This is a genomic window from Paenibacillus sp. BK033 (genome assembly GCF_004345425.1).
Lineage (GTDB): Bacteria > Bacillota > Bacilli > Paenibacillales > Paenibacillaceae > Pristimantibacillus.
Genome location: NZ_SLVP01000005.1, coordinates 269,555 through 294,850 on the forward strand (window position 1 = coordinate 269,555; position 25,296 = coordinate 294,850).

The following is a 25,296-nucleotide window of genomic DNA, read 5'->3' on the forward strand; positions in this document are numbered from 1 at the left end:
TGTGCGGAGGTTTTAATCATGCCCGGTTTGAGTTACGATATCTAATGGAGTCACTACCGATGGCAGTCCGCCATCCCATACGGAGGAACACAAGTGGAAAACTTTGCATGCTTATATATCATTCGCGGTGAGCCCTACAAGTCGGGAACCATCGTGAATTTGGATGAGAATGAAACGACGGTTGGCCGGTTATCCAATCAGTTGACTCCGGATATCGCCTTTACCAATCCGTTTATTTCACGTCAGCATATCGTCATACGGAAAGAACTGGACAAAGCCGTGCTGTACGATAAAGGAAGCCTGCACGGAACGGAGATCAACGGGGAACGCGTGAAGCCTCACCGACCTTATCCTTTGAACAATTTCGACATCATCAAGCTGGCCAACGGCATGAGTGTCCTTCACTTCTCCTACGTGTTCGCCGACCAGACGCTGGAGCTTGAACCGCTTAGCATTACCAGACAGCTTGAAATCCCGGGAATGCCGCTGACCATTCATTGGGAGAAGAGAGAATGCATAGTGGAAGGGCAGCGTATTCCGATGTCGGAAAAGGAATATTTGCTGATCCGCCTTCTGCACGAGAATGCGAATCGGCTTGTACCGCTTGAAGTCATTAAGGCTACGGTATGGCCTGAACGGCTAGCGGGAGAAGAAGGCATCCCGGATGTTACGCTCGATGAATTAAATGCCCTGATTTACCGGGTGCGCAAAAAATACGGCAAAGACACCTTCCTGATAAGCGCAGTGCGCGGCAGCGGCTACGTACTCGAATCGGAGATTGTATCTTCCTGACGAAAGTAGGAGAATTCCTTCATGAAATATATACAGACAGAGTATTCAGGACCCCTTAACGGAAAAGTACATATTCCTGGAGCGAAAAACAGTTCTCTGGCGCTGCTTGCCGCAGCATGTTTGGCGGATGATATTGTCATGCTCGAGGGTATTCCCCTCATCGACGATATAAGAATGATTGAAGGAATAAGCCAGGATATCGGCATGGAGCTGAAGCAAGAGGGAGGGCTAATGATCCTTGACCCGCGCTGGATTCACAGTGCCGTGATCGATCCGGGCAAGTCCTCGAGCTACCGGGCATCGTATTATTTTGCGGGTGCCCTGCTGGCTAAATTTGGACGAGTAACGATCGGATTCCCCGGAGGCGATAATTTCGTCTCCAGGCCGATTGATCAGCATATTAAGGTGTTCCAAGCGCTTGGCGCCCAGGTTCACATGTTCCAGGATTATTACGTTGTGGATGGCGCGGAGCTCAAAGGCGCGGACATCTACTTCGATATGGTCACATCCGGCGCAACGATTAACGCGATACTCGCAGCTTCCCGGGCGAAAGGCCGCACGATTCTTCATAACGCGGCCGTAGATCCGGAGGTTGTGGATACGGCGGCTTTCCTGAATCGGCTTGGCGCGAAAATCTACGGTGCGGGAACGAACCGGATCCGCATTGAAGGCGTGTCTTATTTGAATGGGGGAAGACATACGGTTATTCCCGATCGTTTGATTGCCGGAGCTTTTCTGATGGCTGCCGGAATGAACGGCGGACAGGTTACCGTGGAGGATGTGATCCCCGAACATCTGGGGTCCTGTCTGTCCAAGCTGCAAGAAATAGGGCTGGAAATTGAATGCGGCGAGAACCATATTACGGCGTATAGCTCCGGTTCGTTAAGAGCGTCGCGCATTCGGACAGGCATGTATCCCGGCTTCGCGACGGACCTGCAGCAGCCCATGACGGCTCTTCTGCTGCAGGCGAAAGGCAAGAGCATCATCACGGAGCGCGTCTACCCGATGCGGTTCGCTCACGTCCCGCAGTTAAGGCGGCTTGGCGCAGAGATTGAGCTGCGGAAGGAAAGCGCGTTTATCAGAGGCGGAATCCCGCTGCAAGGCGGTTGGGTGCACGCAACGGATGTGCGCGCCGGTACATGCCTGCTGCTGGCGGGCCTCGCCGCGGAGGGAAGCACCAACATTACGGGCGTTGAGCATATCGAACGCGGCTATGAAGACGTGATTGGCAGCTTTCGCGCAATCGGGGCTAAGCTGTCCATTCACGAACGGGCGGATACGTTGATCACCGGAGACAAAATCCTGAGTTAATATACGACATCACAGAAGCCTCTAACCATTTCGTGTTAGAGGCTTTTTTAATACCAATCATGGATAAAGAGGAGTGGATGCAAATGGGATCCCGCATGATGCATTATTGTATTACATCAGAAGTCAATAAACGGATTTATAGTTCGCTAGAAGCCCGAATTCATCTGGGAGGTCTCGCTCCCGACTTAACCCATCCCGTTTACGCGCCTAAATCGGTCACTCATTTTGTTCGTATCGACAAGGAGGGCAAGAAGAGGACGGATTACGAGTTTTTCGCTCAGAAATACAAGGACAACTTTGACGATTCCTTTTATGTCGGTTATTTAAGCCATCTAGTAGCCGATCACATCTGGTACGAAACGATGTACCTGAAATTGATCAAGGCACTCCCGGAGGAGGAGAGGCAAGCCGCGATAGAAAAAGGCTACCGTGATTTTAGAAGATTAAACAAATTATTGTTACGAGAATATCCATTATCTCCTCCCATGGAAGTCCCCGTCATTGACAACGTCCTGATCGACGGCTTATATCCGGAGTACATACCGGATATTGCGAACCAGCTTATCGGCGACTTCCATATCGAAGAGCCCTTTTCCCCGGACGATCTGGAAATCTATAGCCTCGACACGATCCTGGAATATATCCGTTTATCCATTGAGGAAACGCTCAAAGTTCTCGATACTACTATACGGATGCGACGATAAACCAGTTGGCAGAAAGCCTTACGGAATTCAAACCGTAAAACTTAGTGCAGTTTAAGATTGCCCGTATTTCTGATGGTTGTTTTCACTTCGAGATTGATTTTGGCCTCGGGCAGATATTTGGTGCGCCACTTCGCCAATTCCGTTCGGGGCAGATCATCCCGGAAATGCTGGCCGATACCAAAGATATCCGCGTTTACGCTTTGAATTTTTTTGAAAATTTGATTCAATATGCGTTGCAGTAGACTTTGCAGTTCCGTCTTGATAACTTCCATCGAAGGCTCACCAATGACGTCCAGGATAATGACCCTCAGTATAAGCCGGCTGTTTAATACAGGCTGATTGTCGACAAACTTACTTTCATGATGGATCCGGGTGCTTGCTATTTGAACGGTAGCTTTGCCCATAACTTCAATCTTTCCATCCAGACTATTCCCGTCAAAGACGTTGTACAACAGGGTTTGATCATTATTCAATCGGCCTACCATTCTTCCGTTCTTAATAATTCCCGCTCCCTTGCTTTGGATAGCGGTTGTCTCGCCCGATTCGATAATTGGCAGAACAACGTCATTGGTATACGAGTGGATGCTTCTGAATACTTTCCACAGCGGCGTATAGGCAATTTCAGGATTCCAACCGGCGTTTTTCTGGAAAAAGTCGTAGATTTCCTTTCCGTCACCGTTATTAAGCAGGTTAATCTTTTTGAAAAATTGATCAAGCGGTTCATCGCAAATGGAAATGACGGTTTTCGGAGAAACGTGACGGGATCGGATGAAACTGGCTGTTACTTCATTTAATCCGTGAATTGCGAATGCTTTATTGACAAGAATGACCTTCAGATGGAGCAAATCGACCTGACTTTCCATGTTCATGGAGATCTGATCAAACGCCGAGCTTATGGAAGAGCCCTTGGCCTTAATTACTTGAATGCCCTGGTCGCTCTCGCTGACCTTAGGGATGTCCAGATAGATCTCATAACTGCCTTGTTCATAGGAGATTCCCATCGCGATCGGTAGTGCCCGGTGGTTAATATCCTTATTATCCCAACATCCGCCGAGTAATCCAATGACAATAAGACTAATCATTATCCGAACCTTCATGAGCTCTTCAACCTTAACCTCATCTTCCTCGCATGCAACAAACCGAGGCATAAAAGAAGGCTTGGCGTTGTAATGGCAACGTACAGCCGCAAGCCCGTATTCCATTGGAAGAAGCTGTCGACTTCTTTCCAATCCGGAATCGTTAGGCAGGTGATAAACGTGATGAAGATAATGGTTGGAATCAGGATATTGGAGCTGATGTTCTTTATGCTCTGTTGGAAGATGCAAATAACTTGCCAGATTGTAACTGCTACAAACAACATGCAGAAAGCAACAATCGAAAGCAATAAGAAGACATTGATCCTCTCAAACATCAGCCAGTTTATTTCAACCGTGTCTACCGCAAAAATATATGGAAACTGCAGCCGACGAGCCGTTTCTTCGCCCAGCTTAAGTACAGGAATGTAGACGGAAACGAGATAAATGGGCAGGAGCAAGAGGCTTGACCAAAATATGGACTTTGGTGTGAAAGCCGCTTTAGGAGGCAGAAATCCAAGCATTAGGAAGCCGCCCGTGTAAGCAAACAAGCTTTTGTAGAAAGAAGGATGACTGAGAAAAGTCAACGCGTTGGTCGCTGGCCATATCGGAAATAAATAATGCCAATCGACATTCTGGAAAGAAGAGACTAGAACAAAAAACATCGGTCCGATAAACAGTACGATAAATAGAACCGATAATCTTAACAGGCCTCCAATTTTCCCGTGAATGGTCATATAACCGGAAATGGCAAGCATGAGAAGCATAAGAATCCATAGAGGCGTGTTGGATAAAAAGGCGATTGAAATAACCTCAGCCAATGACCGAATGCATAATACGATAATCCACATCAAATAGATCAGCATAGGCAGTAATGCTAACCAAGCCAACCATTTATTCTTTTTCATCAGTATATTTACAATACTCTCGCCTTTGAAATAACTTAAACCCTTGAGGTAGATATAAATCATTAGAATATGAAACAAATAACCGGCAAGTACCGGTATCCAATGTGCTTCATTCGCGCATTCAATCACATCCAAAGGATACAAGAAAAAAATCAGCCCCATATGCATGATGATATAGGTCAAGGAAACTTGCAGACTTTTTGACATGTCATTCTCCTTTTGAGCGTCTAAATTGTAAATAGGGAACATCAAGTGTACGGATGCCAGCGAAGTAAGCACATAAAATGACAAGCCCCGATAATAAACCAAGAACTCCGAGGAACGCTGACAGGAACAGCAGCAAATATTTAAATACGCGAATCGAATAGGAATTCCGAAATCCCACTACGGCAGCATTCGCAATGGTTGCGGCGGCAATTACGATGATAAGCAGATTGCTTACCAACTTGGCATCAACCGCTGCTTGTCCAAGAACAATGCCACCAACCATCGTCACCGTGGGTCCTATGCTGGAAGGGAGTCTAATAATAGCCTCCATAATCAATTCCATTATGATTAATAGAAGCAGAGCCTCAACAATGGCGGGGTAGGGGACGTCAAGCCGGCTTCGCGCAATGGAATGGGCTAGCTCAAATCGTAATACATCGGGGTTCACCGATACGAGCGCTACGTATAATCCAGGCACAATTAATGTCGTTAATATTCCAATTAGACGGAGGACTCGAAGCAGCCAAGTATAAACCGGCGGATGGTTCCTGTCGTCTTCCGTAATAAATAAATCCGTAATCAAATTGGGTAATACAATGGAAAACGGAAGCCTCTCCTGAAATAAAACAGCTTTGCCGTCTTTTAATGCTTTTGCAGCGTTTTGAGGCAGCTCATAGGTCATGTAACGGGTAATCATTGAGAACTTCGAAAATCCTAAAATCGAGGAAAGGTCTTGAATGTTGGAAACATCCTTAGCTTGTCCGGATTCAAGCTTCTCTGTGAGCGAATTTAGCAGCTCCGTATCGGTACAGGATTCCAAATAACATAAAATCACCCTTGTCTTCACATGAATGCCGAATGTATAGGTCCTTAATTGGAGGTCCTTCGTATTCAAATGGGAACGAAGCAGAGTAATGTTGGATTCCAGGTTCTCATTAAACGCGCTGTTGGAGCCGCCTACGTTGTTTTCCATAATCGGCATCGCGATTGATCTGCTGTTCGGTTGCGGAATAGGGTATATACTGACATACTGGCCGGAGACATGATGTACGGCAACAAGCATACCGTCCGTAATTTCTGAAATTAATCGATTAGAGTCGGCCGGCATGATCTGGCCAAGCCCAGCAAATACATCGACTAGCTCCAGACGTTTAAGGGATGCCGTAAGCAGCGAATCTCGAACCATATATACCGTTTGCGGGAAGTTTATCAATGATTTTAAGCCGGTAATGGTAAAGGTATCAGACGCAATTTGCAACTGCTGGTTTACGTAATCCGGGTAGGTTGAAAAGTGGGCTCTTACTTCATCTATTGCATCCATATTAGCCATGCTCCTCTAAGGTATAAGGTCAAAAAATATTATGCCCTAATTTTCCATTGTTACTCTTGGATGAAGCCGTATCCTTGACACCATACTCGGAAACATACTAATGTTATTGCAAGAGGTGGGACACATGAGCAAAAAGCAGGATATTATGGAGGCTACTCTCGACTTGATCCATGAAGAGGGACTTCAGTCCGTCACGTTCGCCAAGCTATTCAAGCGCGCAAACGTCGGAGCGGGAACGATCTATAATTATTTCGCAAACAAAGAAGAGTTAGTTAATGCGGTGTATAGAGAAGCACGCCTTCTTATGGGAGAATACCTGCTTCAAGACTATAATCCGGAAGCAAGCTTATACGAGCGGTTTAAGTGCTTGCAGTTGAACCGATTGAAATTCGGGATCCGTTATCCGAAGGAATTTTTGTTTATCGACAGTTTTTCGTTCTCCCCCTATATTTCGCCCGAGCTGCGCAACATGGAGGATGCCCGTCAGTCCAGCGAGATCGTTCTTTCCTTGATCGTGGAGGGGCAGAAACAGGGGATTATCAAGGAGATGGACTCGCATCTGTGCCACCAGCTTATTCACGGTATCATTTCGTCCATACTTAAAGGTTATTACATAGATAAATATCCTTTGGACGATGTTCAGGTTCAACAGATTTTGGAAGCGTCATGGAAAGCCATTTTAGTCTAGCGGCAGCCTTGCGGATCGATTTGAATCCAAGGGCTGTTTTTATTTTTGCTCATATTGGAATATGTATTCCGAAAACGTTTAAGAAGTTTGTTTGTTTTGTTCTTAGGTTAATAAAAGCCAGAGGAGGAATGGATTAAGGGAAAGGCCTCTTAAATAGCCGAAGTACGTTGTGATTTAAGGGATTTTGGCATATGTATAAATATGGTTGGAATAAACATTCCGAAAACTATTGCATTTAAACATCAACGGGACTATACTAACGGTGGAATGAATGTTCCAAGTTAAATCTAAAACAATCAGGAGGTACTTTTATATGTCTAAAGTATGGTTCATTACAGGAAGCTCCCGCGGTTTCGGCCGCAGTCTGGCGGAAGCCGTATTGGCAAACGGAGATCGGCTGATCGCAACCGCGCGCCGAACGGAGCAATTGGCCGATCTGAAAGAGCGTTACGGCAGCCAGGTTCGACTTGTTCCCCTGGACGTTACGAGCTACGAGCAGGCGGAGGCAGCTGTTCAAGAGGCGTTCGAAGCGTTCGGACGATTGGATGTTCTTGTGAATAACGCAGGATACGGCAATGTCTCCTCCATTGAAGAAACGCCGATGGAGGATTTCCGGGCACAAACGGAAACCAATCTCTGGGGGGTCGTGAACGTTACGAAAGCCGCGCTTCCGTTATTGCGGGAACAGGGGCACGGGCATATCGTTCAGTTCTCGTCTATCGGAGGACGCTCCGGCGCGCCTGGCCTTGGACCTTACCAGATGTCAAAATGGGCAGTTGAAGGCTTTTCCGAGGTATTGGCGAAAGAGGTTGCTCCTCTTGGGCTCAAAGTTACGTTGATCGAACCGGGCGGCTTCCGTACCGATTGGGCGGGATCCTCCATGCAGCATATCGAACCGCGCGGCGAATACCAAGAAACGGTAGGCGGTCTGCTGAAGCATCTGCGCGATGTAACCGGGAAGGAGAACGGAGACCCGGACAAAGCCGCGCAAGCCATCCTAGCCATTGCAAATGAAGAAAATCCGCCGCTTCGTCTCTTGCTCGGCAGCGATGCTGTCGCCATTGCAAACGCAGTGGATGCCGGCAAGCTGGCTGAAACCAAACGATGGGAGAAGCTGAGCGTATCTACCGACTTTGAAGCAAAAGAGCTGAATCCGCAGGTTACTCGTATGTATGACGAGTTTGAACAGAAGCAAGACGTTGAATGAACGTGAGGGGATTCGCAAATATTATTGAAGAAAATAAAAGGAGTGTGCAGCATGACTCATATTTCCGCCGATCATCCGGTTTTAACTTTTATCAACGTATTTACCGTTGAACCCGAGAATCAGGATCGTCTGGTCGAGCTTCTTACAAGCGCAACGGACGTTTCTGTCCGGTATGCGGACGGATTCATTTCGTCCAGCTTGCACAGGAGCACGGACGGCAAGAAAGTAACGATGTATGCGCAATGGAGAAGCCTGGAGGACTACCAGGCAATGCGGGATGATCCAAAGCCGCTTCCGTATTTGCAGGAAGCATTAAAGATAGCAACCTTCGAACCGGGAATGTACGAGGTCGTCAAGACGTTTGAGCCGGTCAAAGCGTAACAGACTTTTGCCCCAGGGAGGAAATCTCCTTGGGGCATTTTTAGTTAACATAATATAAGTTATGTAATTAATAATAAATTTGACGGACGAATAAAATAAGAATTGACAGGGGAACACCCGTTCTTTAATATATGAATGTACGATTTTCCATTTCCTTGAAGAAAGCGTGATTCGATTGGCAAGGAGGGAATCATTAGAATCCGGAATCCAAAATTCTGGACTATGCAACGAAACAATGTTATGTTACGATGTCATACGTAGGAAACAGTGCGGCAAATCCTATATCATCCTGGAAATTGCGGACGAACCGTTGATTTAGGGGCGGAGAGCTAACGTATTTGAGATGCAGGCCATTGTTTTTTGTCGGAATTCAGGTTTAGCAGAACATTGTTTTAAACCAATTAAAAAGAGAACTAATGTTACGAAAGAAAGGTTGCGTGTAAATTGGCAGCAAACAAAAAAAGCAACGTGGGGCTTGTTATCGCTGGTCTGTTGCTTAGTATTCTAATGGCGTCGATGGACAATACGATCGTCGCTACGGCGATGGGGAATATCGTTGCCGAACTAGGCGGACTCGACAAGTTCGTATGGGTGACATCCGCTTATATGGTGGCGGAAATGGCAGGGATGCCGATCTTCGGCAAGCTGTCCGACATGTATGGCCGAAAGCGGTTCTTCCTTTTCGGCATCATCATGTTTATGGCGGGCTCCGTCTTGTGCGGGACGGCCGGTTCGATTACCGAGCTCGCTTTATTCCGCGCGGTTCAAGGGATTGGGGCAGGGGCGATGATGCCCGTCGCCTTTACCATTATGTTTGACGCGGTACCTTTGGAAAGCCGGGGCAAAATGGGCGGCATGTTCGGAGCCGTGTTCGGAATGTCCTCTATCTTCGGCCCGCTGATCGGTGCTTATATCACCGACAACTTTGCATGGGAATGGGTATTCTACATCAATCTTCCGCTTGGCATTATCGCGCTGTGCATGATTGGCTTCTTCTATAAGGAATCGATGGAGCATTCGAAGCAGCCAATCGATTGGTACGGTGCGGCAACTTTAATCGGCGCTATTGTCTGCCTGATGTTCGCGCTTGAGCTTGGCGGCAAAACCTACGCATGGGATTCCGTTCAAATTCTTGGCATGTTTGCCGGATTCGCCATCCTGCTGGTTACCTTCCTGTTTGTTGAGACAAAGGTAAAAGAGCCGATCATCTCGTACGCGCTCTTTAAGAACCGGCTGTATTCAACGAGTATATTAAGCGCATTATTCAGCGGGGCAGCGTTTATCGTCGCTTCCGTATTTATTCCGATCTTTATTCAAGGGGTGCTCGGCGGTTCGGCAACCAACTCCGGACTCGTCCTGCTGCCAATGATGCTTGGTACGGTAGTTACCGCTACATCCGGCGGTTTCCTGATGACCAAGATGCCGTATCGCAATATTATGGTGGCAACGTTTATTATCCTGGTTGTTGGCTCGATTCTGACCACCACCCTTACGGCCGATTCCTCCCGGTTGATTGTGACAATCTATATGATTCTGATTGGTCTTGGCATCGGCGCTTCCTTCTCGGTACTCGGAAATACGGCCATCCATGGCTTGCCTGCCAGACAGCGGGGGACAGCAAGCTCGACGCTTAACTTTATCCGTTCGCTTGGTATGACAATCGGCATCACGATCTACGGAATTGTGCAAAGCAATCTATTTACAAGCAAAATGACCGATGCGTTTGCGGCCGGAGGGCAAGCCGCTCCTGAAGGCAGCATACAATTCAAGGATCCGCGCGAGATTCTGACACCGGAAGCGCGGGAACAGATTCCGCCTGAAGTTCTGGACAAAATCATCCACTCCTTGGCCGATTCAATCGTGGGTACATTCGCATGGGCAATCATTCCGGCCGTGCTCGCTTTGATTGTTTCGTTCTTCATGGGCCGCAGCAAGCTTGATCCGAATGCAGAGATGGAACAACAAAGCTTTGGCGGGCACTAGTTAAATATGAAGCAGTCGCATTATGCGGCTGCTTTTTTTTGATTCGAATTAGTTACATAATAATTATTATGTTAACAAAATGACTTTCGGCAGGGGATGCATAACTTCGTTCATGACTTTTTACAGATTTGGTCCGTTTATATTCTTGATATACTGAGGCCATGAAACATGAAGACGGAGGCGATAGTCATTGAGAGCAGATCTTACTAACCGTTGCCCGGATCGTAATGTCCTTGGACTATCCGACCTTCCGAACGCTGCATCTCTGGATTTTTATTACGAATATGGCTCCAGACCGTCAGATGGGGAATATGAACCGAATGAATGGGAGGTATTATTAATGAGAATAAAAGAGCTGTTTGTTTATATCTTGGATAAATTGACCATGAAGCTTAACCAACCCTTGAAGGATCAATCGGCTCAGCCCCAAACGCTTGGCGAGATGATCTACGAGTCTTCGTTATATATGGATGGCGAATAAGTGACAATAAGGAAGACAATATAATCGTTAGAGCAGTCCCTGAGTGCCAGGGGCTGCTTTTTTCATGCTTTTCGGTCCTGATGCGGCAATTTTAAGCCAGATATATGCTATAATAAAGTGCGCAAAATCAGAGTTTTGCGTACTTTCGCTTGAGAGCCATTTTTTTATACATAAGATAGGGGAATGCGCGTTGAAAAAGCAGCATGAATTGGAAGATTTGTACGGGAAGCTGACGCAGGCCTTTCGCATCTGGATGAAGCAAGCCGGATACACGGATACCACGCAAAAAGAATATATGAGGGAGGCCTATGCCTATTTGGAATCTCTCGAAGGGGCAGCCGCCGAGCAAGCCGGGAAGATGCATGTCATTTCGTTTCTTGTATCGAAGCAGCGCGGGGCGGGGGACCGTGCGAGGAACCGGACCTTATCGGCAATCCGATCTTTCTATACGGCGTTAATCGATTTCGAGTTGGCCGTACGCAATCCCGCAATGGAAGTGAAGAAATCGAAGACCGAGAAGAACAAGAAGCCGGTTTATCTGGAAGAAGTCGAGCTGGCAGCCAGCTTGTCCTGCATAGAAGGGAGATACCGTGCGCGCAATTTGGCCATTTTTCTGCTGATGAGCTATTGCGGCCTGCGGGTTGGCGAGGTTCACCGGTTGAACCGGAGCGACTTTAACCCGGTAAGAGGAACCATCGAGGTATTTGGCAAGGGACGGAAATGGAATGAAATTCCGGTGCCGGAAGAGCTGGCAGCCATCCTTGCCGAAGTCGCGCAGGACCGCCTAACGCCATACAAGGAGCAGGAGGATGCTTTCTTCGTCTCGCAAAAGGGGAGAAGACTGTCGATCCGGCAAATTCAGAAGATTGCCGGTCAAACCTTTGAGGCATTCAAAAGCGTAAATCCCAATGCGGCGAATAAAAAGCTCTCCTGCCATAAGCTGCGCCATACGTTTGCCACCATCTTGCTGAAGAATGGTGTAGATATCCGTGTAGTCAAGGAGCTGCTTGGACATGCCTCAATCGAAACAACGATGATTTACACCCACGTGAACGACGAACAGAAGAAGGACGCCATGGCGACCATCCGATTGCCCGTGAATCTTTAAGTTTGCAGTTGGGGTATGCGGCCGGCGTGCTGTTTCCAGTAATCAATCACGTCGTTTGTACTCGCGGCCATGCCGAAATAAGCATCAACCGTCTTAACCGTCATATCATGCTCTTCCTGAGAAAAGGCTGCGCATGCATCTTTCATGAGGATGATATGATAGTCCCTCATAAAGCCGTCCCTTGCGGTCGATTCGACGCAAAGATTAGTGCTTACTCCCGTCATAATAAGAGTTTCAATTTTTAAGGTCTGCAGAACCGTTTCCAGGCGGGTATGGATAAAGCCGCTGTAACGGTGCTTTTTAACAATGATGTCCGTCTCTTTGGGTGAGACAACAAAAAATTCGGCACCCCAGCTGCCGGTATGGCAAATCGGATTAACGCCATCCTCGAAGCGAGATAGCCAAACCTCGGAATCCGTCGCCTTCTCGTGATTGGTTTGCAGGAAGATGACAGGGATGCCATGCTCCCGGGCAGCGTCCAGCAGTGCTTGCAAATCGGGTATCATCTCGCCCGCGGCGCTTACGTCAATCCCGGTTTTGGCGATGGCGCCTTTGGGATGGCAATAATCATTCTGGACGTCAACGACGATAACGGCGGCATTTTTCTGTTCAAGTCTTTGGTTTAACTTATCCATTGGTTACACCTGCTTATCGTTTTTTGGAAATTAGTTTTCCGGAAAAGAATCATTCCTATCCATACGCATATGGATTCCATCAATAAGGAGCCGCTCATTTGCGGCTCTTTATCTGTTAAGAACGGAATTTCCGGGCATAATAATTTCCATTCTAGCCGATACAGGGGGAACGTGATGAATTTACAGTCTGGTACATATTATTGGCCAACAACCTTGCCGGATGCCCCGGCATACCCTTCGCTTCAAGCAGACACGGAATGCGATGTTGCGATTATTGGGGGAGGAAGCTCGGCGGCACAATGCGCTTATTATTTGGCTGAGCAGGGATTAAAGACGGTTGTGCTGGAAAAGGGGAGGATTGGCGGGGGCAGCACAAGCACCAATACGGCCATCATTCAATATTCCGGGGAAAAGATGTTTACCTCGCTTGCCCATACGTTCGGAGAATCATATATCGCTGACCATATCAAGCTGCTGAAACAAGCCATTGACGACATCGAAGCAGCCTCCTTGCTAGTGGAAACGGATTGTGAATTCCGACGTCGCGACACGCTATATTCAGCCAGCTGTCCCGAGGATGTCGATCGATTGCGGAGCGAATACGAATTCATTAAGCAGCATGGAGCGGAAGTGGACTTCTGGTTAAAGGACAAAATTGAGGCCCATTATCCGTTTAGCAGGGAAGCGGCTATCTACTCCTACCGGGACGGAGAATTGAATCCGTATAAATTCACTCATGCGTTATTCCAATATGCCGCGAATCGGGGAGTCATGGTGTATGAGCAATCCGAAATGAACGGACATCACTATGACAGAGGGCTTCAACGGATGATGATTTCCACTAAAAACGGATATAACGTACAAGCGCGCTATGTCATTTTTGCGGCGGGATACGACAATATGGACATTCGCAAAGAAAAGCAGGCTTCCTTCGTTAGTACCTATACAGTAACTACGCAGCCGGTAACCGATTTCTCAACTTGGCATAATCGGACGCTGCTATGGGAGACGGCGCGTCCTTATATCTATATCCGCACGACGGCAGACGATCGCGTAATTATAGGCGGTCTCGATGAAAACACGATGTATCCCGACGATAGGGACAGTAAACAGGAGTTTCACCTCAGGTTTCCTGACATTCCCGTTGAGTCTGCTTATTCGTGTGCGGCCTTTTACGGCGGGATGGTGGACGGTCTCCCGATTATAGGAAAGTACGAGGAATACCCGAATAGCTATTTCCTGCTTGCTTACGGCGATAACGGGACCGTATACAGTCAGCTCCTGTCGAAAATCATTATTCAGGAGATTACCGAAGGATATAGCCCTTATATGGAGCGCTATTTGCAAGATCGACCGCTTTTGACAACCTAAGCAGGCTATGCGACAGGACTTTTCTTAATCGTAATATTGACGATTAAGAAAAGTTCTGTTATTGTTGCTTATACGTAATGATTACGTTCAACACAAGCTGTTGGACTTTTTATTTAGCTATTAATCGTAATCATTACGAAATGAGACGCTTTCATTGCAATTATATAAACGAAAGGATGATTATGTTGCTGCTTGCCTCACTCCAAGATGTGACCTTTGGGTACGGGGATGTACCTTGTCTCGAAAAGGCGAACATCGAGGTTCACTCGGGAGAATTCATTGCGGTTACCGGTCAGAACGGTGCTTCCAAATCCACCTTGCTAAAGCTTGCTCTGCAGCTGCTTTATCCTTGGCAGGGGGAGGTGAATCTATCCTCGACGAATGCTAACGGCGACAAGCTTGTTGTGGCTTACGTCCCGCAGCAAATAGCCGCCTTTAACAGCGGGTTCCCTAGTCAAGTGACCGAATTTGTACGCTCCGGCCTTTACTCGCAAAGCCGGAATTGGCTTAGAAGCTTAAGTCCTAAGGCTAAACAAGCCGCGGATGAAGCGATGCGGAGCATGGGCATATGGGAACTGCGCAACCGCCGGATCGGAGAACTGTCCGGCGGGCAGAAGCAGCGAATTTGCATCGCCAGGGCGCTGGCTATGTCTCCTGATTTGTTTGTTCTCGATGAGCCGACAACCGGCATGGACAAAGAAAGCCGGAAAGATTTCTACCGGCTAATGCGGGAGCAGATCGATCAATATGGCAAGACGGTCGTTATGGTGACCCATAACCTGTCCGAGCTGGACGGCATGCTGGACCGGATCATATCGCTCGAGAGAAGGGAGGAGGGGGGCTGGAAATGCTGCACTACGACTTCATGCAGCGGGCATTTTTCGCCGGCGGAATCATTGCGTTAATGGCTTCGGTGCTAGGCGTATATTTGCTCCTGAGAAGGCAGGCCTTAATGGCGGATATGCTTTCGCATGTATCGCTCGCGGGGGTTGCTGCAGGTACATACCTTGGGATCAATCCGTCCCTGTCGGGTTTTATCGTAGCCGTTATCGGCGCAATTGCGGTGGAATACGTCCGTAAAGCCTATAAAACGTATAGCGAGCTTTCCGTAGCCATTATTATGGTTGGAGGTCTCTCTTTGTCTGTCATCCTGATGACTATGAATAAGACGGTTAACAAAAGCTTCTCCTCGTATTTGTTTGGTTCCGTAGTTGCCGTCAACCGGATGGAGCTGATGATTATGCTCGCGGCCGCGCTTATTGGCGCTTTGTTTTTCTTCCTGCTGCGAAGACCGCTCTATATAGTTTCCTTCGATGAGGAATCCGCCAGAACGAGCGGAATACCCGTTCAGTGGATTTCCCTTGGATTCAGCATAGTTACGGGCATGATCGTAGCCGCAGCTATGCCGATTGTAGGCGTGCTGCTCGTATCGGCACTTATTATATTGCCGGCAGCTCTGTCGGTGCGAATCTCGTCAAGCTTCACGACGGCGATACTTGTATCGATGGGAATCGGCTTAACCGGGACGTTTACGGGATTAACCGCTTCCTACGAGTTAAGTACGCCTCCCGGAGGCACCATTGCTTTTGTTCTTTTAATCTTTTTAGTGGCAGGTTTGAGCTTGAAAAAGCTGCTTGCGCTTGGATCCAAGAGATCCAGCATGGTTGCGCGTCCGGAATCGCCCGTATCCCGCGGCCAATTATAAATCAAATTTGGAGGTTCTTTATATTATGAAATCCTGGTTGAAAAAATCGATCGTGCTGGGAGCAGGACTGTCTTTCATCCTGACCGGTTGCGGCAATCAAGCAAAAGAGGCAGCAAGTACGGAAGGCAAGCTGAAGGTGGTCACAACCTTTTACCCCATGTATGAATTCAGCAAGCAGGTTGCGGGCGACCATGCGGAGGTTGTTGCCTTGATTCCTTCCGGAGCCGAGCCGCACGACTGGGAACCAAGCGCTAAAGACATGGCTGCCATTAAAGACGCGGATGTATTCGTCTATAACGGCATCGTGGAAGGCTGGGTCGATAGCGCGTTATCCAGTGCGGCAAGCGAGCAGCGTGTAGTCGTTGAGGCGAGCAAAGGCATCTCTTTGATGGAGGGAGAAGAGCACGAGCATGGGGAAGAGTCGCACCTGGATCCCCATGTTTGGCTGGATCCGGTACTTGCGCAGCAAGAGGTAAGAGCAATCCAGGCTGCGTTGGAACAGGCGGATCCCGGCAATAAAAAGGATTACGAGAAGAACGCGGATCAATATATCGCGAAGCTGCAAGAGCTGGATCATGCTTTCAAGGAAGCCTTATCAAACGCCAAGCATAAAGAATTTGTTACCCAACATGCGGCATTTGGTTATCTGGCAAAGCAATACGGACTCACCCAAGTTCCGATTTCCGGATTATCGCCGGAGCAGGAGCCTTCCCCGGATGAGATGGCGGAGGTTGTTGAGTTCGCGAAGGAGCATCAGGTTCGGACGATTTTCTTCGAAACGCTGGTTGATCCGAAAGTCGCTCAAGTTGTGGCAGACGAGATAGGCGCGGAAACGGCTGTGCTTAACCCGCTGGAAGGACTGACCGCGGAAGACATCCGGAATAACCTGGACTACATCGGCATCATGACCCATAATCTTGAGGCATTAAAGGCAGCGCTCAACAAATAATTCGACGATGCAAGGGTAGATACGCTGGGATGAAGCCCGGCTTTATCTACCGTAATAAATCGTAATAATTACGGAAATGGAGATGACGTTATGAGAAAAATACCCGTAACCGTTCTAAGCGGCTATTTAGGCGCCGGCAAAACGACGGTTCTCAATCATGTTCTGAATAACCGGCAAGGCATGAAGGTTGCCGTTATAGTAAACGATTTAAGCGAAGTAAATATAGATGCGGGACTTATTAAAGAAGGAGGCGGCCTTTCCCGTATCGATGAGAAGCTGGTGGAAATGTCGAACGGCTGTATCTGCTGCACGCTTCGGGAGGATTTGCTTCGCGAAGTAGAACGATTGGCTTTGGATGGGCGATTCGACTACATATTAATCGAGTCTACCGGCGTAGGTGAGCCTGTCCCCGTGGCTCAAACCTTTACCTATATCGATGAAGAACAAGGAATCGATTTATCCCGTTTCTGTCAGCTTGATTGTATGGTAACGGTTGTGGATGCGAACCGGTTCTGGCATGATTTTTCCTCAGGGGAGTCGCTGCTCGCCCGGAGTCAAGCTGTGGGAGACGAGGATACGCGCGAAGTCGTTGACCTGCTTATCGACCAGATTGAATTCTGCGATGTATTGCTGCTTAACAAATGCGACATGATCGAAGAGGATGAACGGGTTGAATTAGAAGGCGTGTTAAGAAAGCTCCAGCCACGCGCCAAGCTGATCCGAACCGTTAACGGGAAAGTGAATCCGGCGGAGATATTAAATACAGGCTTATTCGACTTCGATGAAGCCAGTCAGTCTGCGGGCTGGGTGAAGGAGCTGTCAAAGCCGGAGCATACGCCGGAAACGGAGGAGTACGGTATCTCTTCCTTCGTCTACGAGCGCGTTAAACCTTTTCATCCCGGAAGGTTGAAGAAATGGCTGAAAAACTGGCCGGAAGATGTCGTGCGGGCCAAAGGAGTCATGTGGGTCGCTTCGAGAAACAATATCGGCCAAACGATTAGCCAAGCCGGTCCTTCTATTCAATTTGGTCCGTCCGGTTATTGGATCGCCGCGCTGCCGCAAGCGGAACAGGATATGTACCTTCGGGAGTATCCGGAGGTACGTGACGGCTGGTCTCCTGAGTATGGCGACCGTATCAATAAAGTCGTATTTATCGGCATAAAGATGGACCGGGAATCCATAAACGAAACACTGGACGCATGTCTCTTAACCGAAGCCGAGATGCTGGAAGACTGGTCCCGACTCAAGGATACGCTGCCGGATATCCGTTAGATTAGCGGGAAGCCAGCCATTTTCGATAATGGCTGGCTTTTTTATTGTTCGCGAACGAGAACGCATGAATTTAAAGAAGGGATAAGGTAAAATGGAACTATAAATCGGAATAGGGAGGTACCCCGGATGAAGATAGATATTAGGAAGGTCCATACAGCGGAACAAATCGCCGAGGTTGCCCGCTTGGCGGAGCAAATCTGGCGCGAGCACTACGTATCCATCATTACAATCGAGCAGATTGATTATATGATTGAGAAATTTCAATCCGTGTCCGCGATAACCGGCCAGATTGAGAATCAGGGCTATGAATATTGCCTGCTGCAGCAACAAGACGGCACTGCCGCTGGTTATTTGTCTATTCGAGCAGACAACGGGAAGCTGTTCTTAAGCAAATTTTACGTATCCAAGGAGCATCGCGGCCAAGGCTATGCCAGTCAAGCGATGCAGTTTATCGAGCAGCTGTGCATAGAACGCGGATTAAGCCATATTTGGCTGACGGTTAACCGGGATAATGCATCCAGTATCGCGGTTTATGAGAAAAAAGGCTTCATCAGCGTGAGGGAGCAAGTTGCGGACATTGGCAATGGCTATGTGATGGACGACTTTATTATGGAAAAGAAATTGGCATTCGCGTAAGATCGGAGGTTCTCCTGTGCCCGTTATCGTACAAACCCTTTTTATCGAAGCGCCAATCGACGTTTGCTTCGATCTTTCCCGCAGCATAGAGCTTCACATGTCGTCCACTTCTCAAACGAAAGAAAGAGCGGTGAAAGGCCGGACAAGCGGGTTAATCGAACTCGGGGAGACCGTCACCTGGGAAGCCGTTCATTTCGGAGTTCGCCAGCGGCTTACGGCCGTTATTTCGGAATACGAGCGGCCATGCCGGTTTGTGGATGAAATGGTCGAAGGCGCCTTTAAACGGTTCAAGCATGAGCATCGTTTTGAATCCCGTGACGGCGGAACGCTGATGACGGATATATTCGACTATACTTCACCGCTGGGGCCGCTTGGCAGTTTAGCCGACGTCCTTTTTTTGCGTTCTTATATGGAACGATTTCTTATGCAACGAAACAGCTGCATTAAACGGCAAGCAGAGATTAAGGTTACATAAAAAATGTTATGTAAACTAACGTTGTTATTCACAAGTCAAATGACCCGTCAATGGAAGTCTTGAAGCATACGCCATTATACGTTTGGGTCATGCTCGCATTTTTAATCCAAAGAGGGTACTCCATGTCCCAAGAGAAAGAGGTAAGCAGCAACCTGTTAAAGCCGTTATTGGTACCGGGTATCTTTATCACTTGGGGATTGTACACGATTTTTACAGCCTTCTCCTTCATTAATGATGCTTTTATCGTCTATTTGATCTGCGCAGTGGCAGGTACGTTTCTGGGCTATCAGCTGTATCGCAGAAATCATCGTTTCTTCGTCAGGAACGGGGCATTAATCCGGGAAAAAAACTATCTTCCGCTGATCATCGTTTTAATCAACTTTGTTATTAAATATGCTCTGAACATCTATATGCATGTCGATGCAGACGCAGCCGATACTTTAAGCTTTAACGTACTGTACACGGCGATAAGCGGCATATCGGTCGGATTGTTATTCGGTGGCATTTGGAATGCTCGTCAAGCCTGGGGCAAACGAACGGGAAGAGTGAGGGGGTAACATGCACGGGTTAGCGCGGATGTCTGCCGGGTTAGGATACGGTTCCTTTGTTTATTTGTTTGTGACACTGTTTAACAAGCAGCAGGTTGTATTGACTCACGAAACCGTCTGGAGCATTTTCCTGATCTCAGCAGGCGCAGGTGCTTTGAGTTATCTTTTCGATATCGAGCGCATTAGCTTCTTACTTGCTCTCGCCGCTCATTTTGTATTAACGAATTTGGTTGTTCTACTGACTTTATTATTTAATGATTGGATAGAAGACGCTACCTGGAGCAGTTATTTCGGAAGTTTATTGCTGTTTTATACGATTTCTTGGATCGTCTTTATCATCCGTAACAAAATGATAGCAAGAGAGTTGAACCAAGGGCTTAAGCATAACGCTAACAACAGCCGTTAAAAGGGGAACTAGCAACATGACATCACATGACCGGATTAAAATTCCTCCTGGATTCTGGACCGGATTGCGCGAAATTGGCTTTACCGTACAGGAAATTGCTGATAAGTCACAGCTGACTTTAGCCCAAATCGAGATGCCTGGAGGAGTTACGGAAAAGCAATATTTTGCGATATGGCAAGCGTATTCCGAGCTTGTTGGCGATATATTTGAAGCTGTGGTTAAGCTTTCAACCGCCTATGATACCACGCAATATCCGCCTTCTATGCTAGCGACTTACCATGCCCGCGACTATCGCGATGCGTTAAACCGCATGGCTAAGTACAAACGGCTATGTCCACCGGAAAGCCTTCGCATCACGGAGCAGGGGAATGAATGCCGCATTCAACTAAGCTGGTCAGATCCACAGCACTCCGGTCCGCCTATGCTTATAGCGATTACATTAGCGACGCTTCTCGAGCTTGGACGCAGAGGTACAGGCCGGCTTATTAACGCCAAGCTTGTTGAATTTACTTTCCCCTTTATGAAGGCTGGCACTCTTGAAGATTATATGGGCTGCCCGGTCCGGTTTGGCGCGGAACATAACCGATTGACGCTGAAACGCAGCGACTTGGATCTTCCTTTTCTTTCCTATAATGAAGAGCTGCTGGAGATTCTGACGCCTGCGCTTGAGCGCTCGTTGGATGACCGGGAAAGCCGGTTTTCCATCGTTCAGACTGTCAAGAGGCTAATCAAACGTGGCCTGGCAGGCAGTCGTCCGGATATGCTGATCGTCGCCCGGGATCTTGGCATAAGCGAACGTACGCTTCAGCGCAGGCTTGCGGAAGAAGGGACAAGCTTTAAGAAAATTTTGTCGCATGTCAGGCATGAAATGGCTTTGACTTATTTAAAGGATCCTTCTCTCGAGATTCATGAGGTGGCCTTTCTAACGGGTTATGAAGATCAGAATTCGTTCTATCGGGCGTTTCGGTCATGGGAAGGGGAGACGCCGGCGAATTGGCGGATCAAGCAAAACAGCCAGTCTGTTCCATTGGCGCGTTAAGCAAGAAAATTGGCGGGGAGAGCTAGTTACCAACGGCTCCGTACAAGATAGTATAATCTCTATCCCAAGCAACAAAGGAGATAGAGAATATGGATATGCGATTATCGAACAAAACGGCGTTAGTGACCGGATCAACGAAAGGCATTGGTAAAGCCATAGCTATAGAACTGGCAAGGGAAGGCGTCGATGTGTGGATTAGCGGCCGCGACGAAGCAGAGACCAATCGAATCGTTGAGGAGATTAAAGCACGATTCCCGGCGACCTCTCCGCAAGGTGCAGCAGCCGATCTAACGAATAAGCAGCAGCTTGAAGCTCTATTCGAGAGGCTCCCCCAAGTGGATATCGTGGTGAATAATGCGGGCATTTACGAAATCATGGCTTACGAAGACGTCGGTCATGAAGTCTGGGAGCGGTATTTCCGTACGAATGTGCTTGCAGCCAATGATCTATGTAAATATTATTTGCCCAAAATGCTGAGCAACGGCTACGGCCGCATTCTCTTTATCGCAAGCGAAGAAGCGCTTATGCCCTCAGGCCAAATGCCGCAATATGCGATGACCAAATCAATGCTGTTATCGTTAACCAAAAGCTTGTCCAAATTAACCGCAGGAACGGAAGTGACGGTTAACTCCATCTTACCGGGGCCAACGCTCTCCGAAAACGTTTATCGGATCATCGACCAGCTCTATTCGGATGAAGCAATTCCTTTTGCGGAGAAAGAGAAGAGATTTATGGCCGCCAATCTTCCCCAATCGGAAATTCAGAGATTCATCAGGCCAAGCGAGATTGGCAGACTGGCTGCTTTTGTATGCAGCCCGGATGCTTCTGCCTTTAAGGGTTCGCCTATCCGGATGGATGGAGGGATGGTGCCGACTATTTTCTAAAACCGGTAACAATAAAAAACAGCTGCCTCAAGAACTTACTTGGGCAGCTGTTTTCTTATGCTTTTGGTTCGTTAATCTTATACTTTACTTTCTCTTCATCGCTTAATGTATAGAAATGCGTCACGCTGCGGAGAAAGGTCGTCCCGTCTTCTATTTTGACCATATCGTCGTTGTAGGCAATGATCGGAAGGGGCGGTCTTAAGCGCATCCGGTCCTGATAGACGATAACAGGCTCTTTGGAAGCCATCACTTTCCGGATATCCTCATCCGTTTTTAGCTCGTTTGCGGCTGTAATGTGAGGGGTTTCGATCATAAAAGAACCTCCTAGTATTTTTTCTTCAAAAGCATTCTTTCGCTATCAAGACAAGACATTGAGTACTAGCATGTCCCGTTCTAGACCGGAACATTCCTGCCGGATCGAAAAAAGTTATTCTTTTCTGCCGCTCCATTTTCCTGCTGCAAACCTTTACTCCCATATAGTGGATTCATTTTCCTAGCTTCACTTGTTTAAGGGGTGAAAATCTGTGTTTTGCTAGGTTGTGATTCCACTCCCAATCGCTGAGAATGGGAACCACAAACGTTGAAGGGAGGTTAATGATAAGCAACCGAGAATCACTTCATGAGCAAACCTATTCGAGAAGGAGAAGTGAACCTTTATGCGCACGATGGGAGTAAGGAACAAGCCATTTTTTATTCTCTTTATGAGCTTTCTGCTGGTGCTTGGGAGCATGCCCCTTGCGAATCGTCCGGCATCAGCCGCGGCAACGACTATCAGCAATGTGACGATGAACACTGCAAATCCAGCGATGTACGACAAGTACGAAATGACTTTTAATTTAAGCTCTACGTATACTAATCCGTTTAACCCGGATGAAGTGAGCGTAAACGCGACGATTACTACTCCTTCGGGAACCGTGGAGTCCGTACCGGGCTTCTATAAATCCAATTCATCTCCGAACTGGGCTATCCGTTATTCCCCGCGGCAGTCGGGCGTACATAGCGTTACGCTGAGCGTCACGGATGCCAACGGAACGGGAACCTCGTCGACGTATACGTTTACGGCGGGTGGACCAGGCAGCAACCGGGGTTTCATGACCGCGCAAGGCGACCGGTTCGTTGACAGCTTTGGTTCCCAACTGACGCTGCTCGGCACCAACTTTGCCTGGAACAACACATCGGACTCGACTGCGGTTACTACAGAGATTCCGAATCTGCTGCCGGCCAAGATGAACTTCCTGCGCGTCTGGTATTCCTGCTGGTGGAGCAGCTTCGCTCCGGAATGGGGACCCATTACGGCTAACGAAGCCGGTCTGACGATCAATTACGCCGGCATTGGCAAGTACCAGCTGGATAATCAGGCCCGCATGGATCAAATGCTGGACACCGCGGCTGCTAACGGCGTTTACATTATGCTGACGATGAACAGCTTCGGGGATATGTACTACCAATGGAATGTAAACGCATACAACCAGGCGAATGGCGGTCCTTCCACGTATTCGGAGAACAATACGGACTTCTGGACGAATCCGACGGCCATCTCGTATCAGAAGAAGCTGCTTCGGTATATGTTTGCCCGCTTCGGTTACAGCAGAGCGCTTGGCATGCTGGAGTATTGGAACGAGTCCGACAATCGCGTGGATACGTCTGCAGCGAACCGCGCAAGCTGGCATGCAACGATGGATAACTACTGGAAGAGCCTGGACTTCTACCACCATCCAACAACAACAAGCTTTGCCTGGAAGGACCACGCCGGTTCCGGCCAGCAATCTTGGGAGACCTTAACGACGCTTAGCGCTACGAATGTACACCGATACGATTCCAGCGCAAATGTCGTGGACGCATGGGAGCAGCAAATTGACAATCTGCACGCCCTTGCACCCGGCAAACCTGCTTTCATCGGGGAAGTAGGGAAGGCGGATACCGACCAGACGACGGATTCCACAATAGACGAATATATGCATAATGCGCTGTGGGGACCGATATTCCGCGCGGGAGCGGCTGGAGGCAGCTTGTGGTGGACGTTTGAGACCGGCTTTGCGCTGCCGGCGAATTTCAAAGCCATCTACACGCAGCTGGCGAACTTCATTCAACCGGAAGAGGACCATCTGATCAACATGCCGTTTGTCGATTACGGCTTGCAGTCCAACAATACGAAGATCGGCGGCTTCAAGGACAATTCACGTGCTTACCTGTGGATTAATGATACGCAAGCCAATCATACCGTATCGAGTCCAAGAACAGTAAGCGGCATGAGCTTTACCATTCCGATGCCGAACAACTACTATAACGTCACTTACTACAATACGTACACCGGAACCTACGGAACTACAAGCAGCGTCCAGGCTGCCGGCGGCAATCTGGTCTTGAATAACGTGCCGGCCTTCAGCCGCGATATCGCGGTGAAAATCGAATGCGAAGGCTGCAACGCGCCGGATACAACGGCCCCTGCAGCGCCAACAAACCTGACTTCCCCTTCGAAAACCGATACAACGGTAACGCTTTCTTGGTCGCCGTCGACGGATAATGTCCGCGTGACGGATTACGATGTCTATCGCGGTTCGGCAAAGCTCGGTTCGACGGGAGGAGCAACAACGTATACGGCAACAGGACTGACGGCAAACACCGCTTACTCCTTCACCGTTAAAGCCAAGGATAACGCGGGGAACGAGTCCGCGGCCAGCAGCGCGCTTAACGTAACGACAAACCCGCCGGATACAACGGCTCCTACGGCTCCTTCCAATCTGGCATCGCCTTCAAAGCTGGATATTTCGGTTACTTTATCGTGGGCAGCGTCAACAGACAATGTCGGAGTGACGGCCTATGACATTTACCGGAACGGAAGTCTTGCGGGAACGGTGAGCGGCACCGCAACAACCTTCACGGATACGGGCTTGATACCTTCAACCGCGTATTCCTATTACGTGAAAGCAAGAGACGCGAGAAACAATACGTCCGCGGCAAGCGGTACGATCAGCGTAACGACGCTAGCGCCGATTCCGGCGAACAAGCTGCAGAATCCGGGCTTTGACACGAGCAACAGCAATAACAAACCGGATCAATGGATTTGCGAGAATGATTACTTCTGCTACCGCGATACGGCAGTCAAACGCAGCGGCACCGCTTCCATGAAGATGACTGGCGACAGCGGTCCATGGCTTGCTTTCTATCAGGACGTCGCCGCGGCAGCAGGGTCTGCTTATACC

25 protein-coding genes and 1 pseudogene are annotated in these 25,296 nt (G+C 48.4%); 21 read left to right on the forward strand and 5 right to left on the reverse strand.

Going from position 1 to position 25,296, the window contains the following annotated elements:
• Positions 1-93 precede the first annotated feature (93 nt).
• From EV294_RS18600 to EV294_RS18610, 3 genes are all read left to right on the forward strand, one after another.
• Positions 94-792, forward strand: coding sequence for an FHA domain-containing protein (locus EV294_RS18600; protein ID WP_132309433.1), 699 nt, complete (start codon positions 94-96; stop codon positions 790-792).
• Positions 793-813: 21 nt separating this feature from the next.
• On the forward strand, positions 814-2,103 hold the full coding sequence (gene murA / locus EV294_RS18605) for a UDP-N-acetylglucosamine 1-carboxyvinyltransferase (RefSeq protein WP_132309435.1): 1,290 nt from the start codon (positions 814-816) through the stop codon (positions 2,101-2,103).
• A gap of 83 nt (positions 2,104-2,186) precedes the next feature.
• Positions 2,187-2,807 carry a hypothetical protein gene (locus EV294_RS18610; protein WP_132309437.1) on the forward strand — a complete coding sequence of 207 codons (621 nt, stop codon included), beginning with the start codon at positions 2,187-2,189 and terminating at the stop codon, positions 2,805-2,807.
• Between the two features lie 41 nt (positions 2,808-2,848).
• On the opposite strand, the gene EV294_RS18615 is transcribed toward EV294_RS18610, so the two are convergent.
• Genes EV294_RS18615 through EV294_RS18625 form a run of 3 tightly spaced genes read right to left on the reverse strand, consistent with a single transcriptional unit; the run spans position 2,849 to position 6,325 of the window.
• Complete coding sequence (locus EV294_RS18615) at positions 2,849-3,889, reverse strand: Ger(x)C family spore germination protein (RefSeq protein ID WP_243711703.1); 1,041 nt, start codon at positions 3,887-3,889, stop codon at positions 2,849-2,851.
• An 11-nt stretch (positions 3,890-3,900) separates the two neighbouring features.
• Positions 3,901-5,067, reverse strand: a complete 1,167-nt coding sequence (locus EV294_RS18620) for a GerAB/ArcD/ProY family transporter (RefSeq protein ID WP_132309441.1) — start codon at positions 5,065-5,067, stop codon at positions 3,901-3,903.
• Positions 4,997-6,325 carry a spore germination protein gene (locus tag EV294_RS18625; RefSeq protein WP_132309443.1) on the reverse strand — a complete coding sequence of 443 codons (1,329 nt, stop codon included), beginning with the start codon at positions 6,323-6,325 and terminating at the stop codon, positions 4,997-4,999. Before EV294_RS18625 ends, EV294_RS18620 begins: the two co-directional genes overlap by 71 nt.
• Positions 6,326-6,449: 124 nt before the next feature.
• Between EV294_RS18625 and EV294_RS18630 the strand changes: the two genes are divergently transcribed.
• The 6 genes from EV294_RS18630 (at position 6,450) to EV294_RS18650 (ending at position 12,173) form a co-directional block, all read left to right on the forward strand.
• Positions 6,450-7,013, forward strand: coding sequence for a TetR/AcrR family transcriptional regulator (locus tag EV294_RS18630; protein ID WP_132309445.1), 564 nt, complete (start codon positions 6,450-6,452; stop codon positions 7,011-7,013).
• A 313-nt stretch (positions 7,014-7,326) separates the two neighbouring features.
• A complete protein-coding gene (locus tag EV294_RS18635; protein ID WP_132309447.1) occupies positions 7,327-8,220 on the forward strand; it encodes an oxidoreductase in 894 nt (297 codons plus the stop codon).
• Between the two features lie 51 nt (positions 8,221-8,271).
• Positions 8,272-8,601, forward strand: coding sequence for an antibiotic biosynthesis monooxygenase family protein (locus EV294_RS18640; RefSeq protein WP_132309449.1), 330 nt, complete (start codon positions 8,272-8,274; stop codon positions 8,599-8,601).
• A 444-nt stretch (positions 8,602-9,045) separates the two neighbouring features.
• Positions 9,046-10,584 carry an MDR family MFS transporter gene (locus tag EV294_RS18645; RefSeq protein WP_132309451.1) on the forward strand — a complete coding sequence of 513 codons (1,539 nt, stop codon included), beginning with the start codon at positions 9,046-9,048 and terminating at the stop codon, positions 10,582-10,584.
• A 340-nt stretch (positions 10,585-10,924) separates the two neighbouring features.
• Positions 10,925-11,065: a hypothetical protein gene (locus tag EV294_RS30350; RefSeq protein WP_165930728.1), complete on the forward strand. Its 141-nt coding sequence runs from the start codon at positions 10,925-10,927 to the stop codon at positions 11,063-11,065.
• Positions 11,066-11,255: 190 nt separating this feature from the next.
• Positions 11,256-12,173, forward strand: coding sequence for a tyrosine-type recombinase/integrase (locus EV294_RS18650; protein WP_132309453.1), 918 nt, complete (start codon positions 11,256-11,258; stop codon positions 12,171-12,173).
• Here EV294_RS18650 and EV294_RS18655 read toward each other — a convergent pair.
• Entirely contained in the window at positions 12,170-12,808 is a 639-nt protein-coding gene (locus tag EV294_RS18655; protein WP_132309455.1) for a cysteine hydrolase family protein, read from the reverse strand. The genes EV294_RS18650 and EV294_RS18655 overlap by 4 nt on opposite strands.
• Before the next feature lie 174 nt (positions 12,809-12,982).
• Here EV294_RS18655 and EV294_RS18660 point away from each other — a divergent pair, with 174 nt between their 5' ends.
• The 11 genes from EV294_RS18660 to EV294_RS18710 all read left to right on the forward strand — a co-directional run bounded on the left by EV294_RS18660 (position 12,983) and on the right by EV294_RS18710 (position 22,093).
• The gene (locus tag EV294_RS18660) at positions 12,983-14,179 is read left to right on the forward strand and encodes an NAD(P)/FAD-dependent oxidoreductase (RefSeq protein WP_132309457.1); all 1,197 of its coding nucleotides are present in this window, start codon (positions 12,983-12,985) and stop codon (positions 14,177-14,179) included.
• Between the two features lie 185 nt (positions 14,180-14,364).
• A complete protein-coding gene (locus EV294_RS18665; protein ID WP_132309835.1) occupies positions 14,365-15,084 on the forward strand; it encodes a metal ABC transporter ATP-binding protein in 720 nt (239 codons plus the stop codon).
• Complete coding sequence (locus tag EV294_RS18670; RefSeq protein WP_132309459.1) at positions 15,021-15,884, forward strand: metal ABC transporter permease; 864 nt, start codon at positions 15,021-15,023, stop codon at positions 15,882-15,884. Before EV294_RS18665 ends, EV294_RS18670 begins: the two co-directional genes overlap by 64 nt.
• 25 nt (positions 15,885-15,909) lie before the next feature.
• Complete coding sequence (locus EV294_RS18675) at positions 15,910-16,833, forward strand: metal ABC transporter substrate-binding protein (protein ID WP_132309461.1); 924 nt, start codon at positions 15,910-15,912, stop codon at positions 16,831-16,833.
• Positions 16,834-16,923: 90 nt separating this feature from the next.
• On the forward strand, positions 16,924-18,105 hold the full coding sequence (locus EV294_RS18680) for a GTP-binding protein (protein ID WP_132309463.1): 1,182 nt from the start codon (positions 16,924-16,926) through the stop codon (positions 18,103-18,105).
• A gap of 126 nt (positions 18,106-18,231) precedes the next feature.
• Positions 18,232-18,741, forward strand: a complete 510-nt coding sequence (locus tag EV294_RS18685) for a GNAT family N-acetyltransferase (RefSeq protein ID WP_132309464.1) — start codon at positions 18,232-18,234, stop codon at positions 18,739-18,741.
• 16 nt (positions 18,742-18,757) lie between these two features.
• Positions 18,758-19,216: an SRPBCC family protein gene (locus EV294_RS18690; RefSeq protein WP_132309465.1), complete on the forward strand. Its 459-nt coding sequence runs from the start codon at positions 18,758-18,760 to the stop codon at positions 19,214-19,216.
• A 50-nt stretch (positions 19,217-19,266) separates the two neighbouring features.
• Entirely contained in the window at positions 19,267-19,773 is a 507-nt protein-coding gene (locus tag EV294_RS18695; RefSeq protein ID WP_347813056.1) for a DUF6622 family protein, read from the forward strand.
• A 1-nt stretch (position 19,774) separates the two neighbouring features.
• Positions 19,775-20,170: a DUF3021 family protein gene (locus EV294_RS18700; RefSeq protein WP_132309468.1), complete on the forward strand. Its 396-nt coding sequence runs from the start codon at positions 19,775-19,777 to the stop codon at positions 20,168-20,170.
• A 16-nt stretch (positions 20,171-20,186) separates the two neighbouring features.
• On the forward strand, positions 20,187-21,209 hold the full coding sequence (locus tag EV294_RS18705) for an AraC family transcriptional regulator (RefSeq protein WP_132309470.1): 1,023 nt from the start codon (positions 20,187-20,189) through the stop codon (positions 21,207-21,209).
• An 89-nt stretch (positions 21,210-21,298) separates the two neighbouring features.
• Positions 21,299-22,093 (forward strand): SDR family NAD(P)-dependent oxidoreductase, encoded by a 795-nt coding sequence (locus EV294_RS18710; RefSeq protein ID WP_132309472.1) that lies wholly within the window; start codon positions 21,299-21,301, stop codon positions 22,091-22,093.
• A gap of 55 nt (positions 22,094-22,148) precedes the next feature.
• On the opposite strand, the gene EV294_RS18715 is transcribed toward EV294_RS18710, so the two are convergent.
• Complete coding sequence (locus EV294_RS18715) at positions 22,149-22,406, reverse strand: hypothetical protein (RefSeq protein WP_132309474.1); 258 nt, start codon at positions 22,404-22,406, stop codon at positions 22,149-22,151.
• A 493-nt stretch (positions 22,407-22,899) separates the two neighbouring features.
• On the opposite strand from EV294_RS18715, the pseudogene EV294_RS30715 reads away from it, so the two are divergent.
• Positions 22,900-25,032: pseudogene (locus EV294_RS30715) on the forward strand (fibronectin type III domain-containing protein); the annotation flags it as partial.
• Positions 25,033-25,296 lie beyond the last annotated feature (264 nt).

Bases quoted from the DNA above. Each gene is read 5' to 3' on its own strand.
- EV294_RS18640 (WP_132309449.1), top strand. From the start codon at position 8,272: ATGACTCATATTTCCGCCGATCATCCGGTTTTAACTTTTATCAACGTA.
- EV294_RS18615 (WP_243711703.1), bottom strand. From the start codon at position 3,889: ATGATTAGTCTTATTGTCATTGGATTACTCGGCGGATGTTGGGATAAT.
- EV294_RS18695 (WP_347813056.1), top strand. From the start codon at position 19,267: ATGGAAGTCTTGAAGCATACGCCATTATACGTTTGGGTCATGCTCGCA.
- EV294_RS18630 (WP_132309445.1), top strand. From the start codon at position 6,450: ATGAGCAAAAAGCAGGATATTATGGAGGCTACTCTCGACTTGATCCAT.
- EV294_RS18675 (WP_132309461.1), top strand. From the start codon at position 15,910: ATGAAATCCTGGTTGAAAAAATCGATCGTGCTGGGAGCAGGACTGTCT.
- EV294_RS18705 (WP_132309470.1), top strand. From the start codon at position 20,187: ATGACATCACATGACCGGATTAAAATTCCTCCTGGATTCTGGACCGGA.
- EV294_RS18710 (WP_132309472.1), top strand. From the start codon at position 21,299: ATGGATATGCGATTATCGAACAAAACGGCGTTAGTGACCGGATCAACG.
- EV294_RS18715 (WP_132309474.1), bottom strand. From the start codon at position 22,406: ATGATCGAAACCCCTCACATTACAGCCGCAAACGAGCTAAAAACGGAT.
- murA (WP_132309435.1), top strand. From the start codon at position 814: ATGAAATATATACAGACAGAGTATTCAGGACCCCTTAACGGAAAAGTA.
- EV294_RS18680 (WP_132309463.1), top strand. From the start codon at position 16,924: ATGAGAAAAATACCCGTAACCGTTCTAAGCGGCTATTTAGGCGCCGGC.
- EV294_RS30350 (WP_165930728.1), top strand. From the start codon at position 10,925: ATGAGAATAAAAGAGCTGTTTGTTTATATCTTGGATAAATTGACCATG.
- EV294_RS18660 (WP_132309457.1), top strand. From the start codon at position 12,983: ATGAATTTACAGTCTGGTACATATTATTGGCCAACAACCTTGCCGGAT.
- EV294_RS18635 (WP_132309447.1), top strand. From the start codon at position 7,327: ATGTCTAAAGTATGGTTCATTACAGGAAGCTCCCGCGGTTTCGGCCGC.
- EV294_RS18655 (WP_132309455.1), bottom strand. From the start codon at position 12,808: ATGGATAAGTTAAACCAAAGACTTGAACAGAAAAATGCCGCCGTTATC.
- EV294_RS18700 (WP_132309468.1), top strand. From the start codon at position 19,775: ATGCACGGGTTAGCGCGGATGTCTGCCGGGTTAGGATACGGTTCCTTT.
- EV294_RS18625 (WP_132309443.1), bottom strand. From the start codon at position 6,325: ATGGCTAATATGGATGCAATAGATGAAGTAAGAGCCCACTTTTCAACC.
- EV294_RS18685 (WP_132309464.1), top strand. From the start codon at position 18,232: ATGAAGATAGATATTAGGAAGGTCCATACAGCGGAACAAATCGCCGAG.
- EV294_RS18610 (WP_132309437.1), top strand. From the start codon at position 2,187: ATGGGATCCCGCATGATGCATTATTGTATTACATCAGAAGTCAATAAA.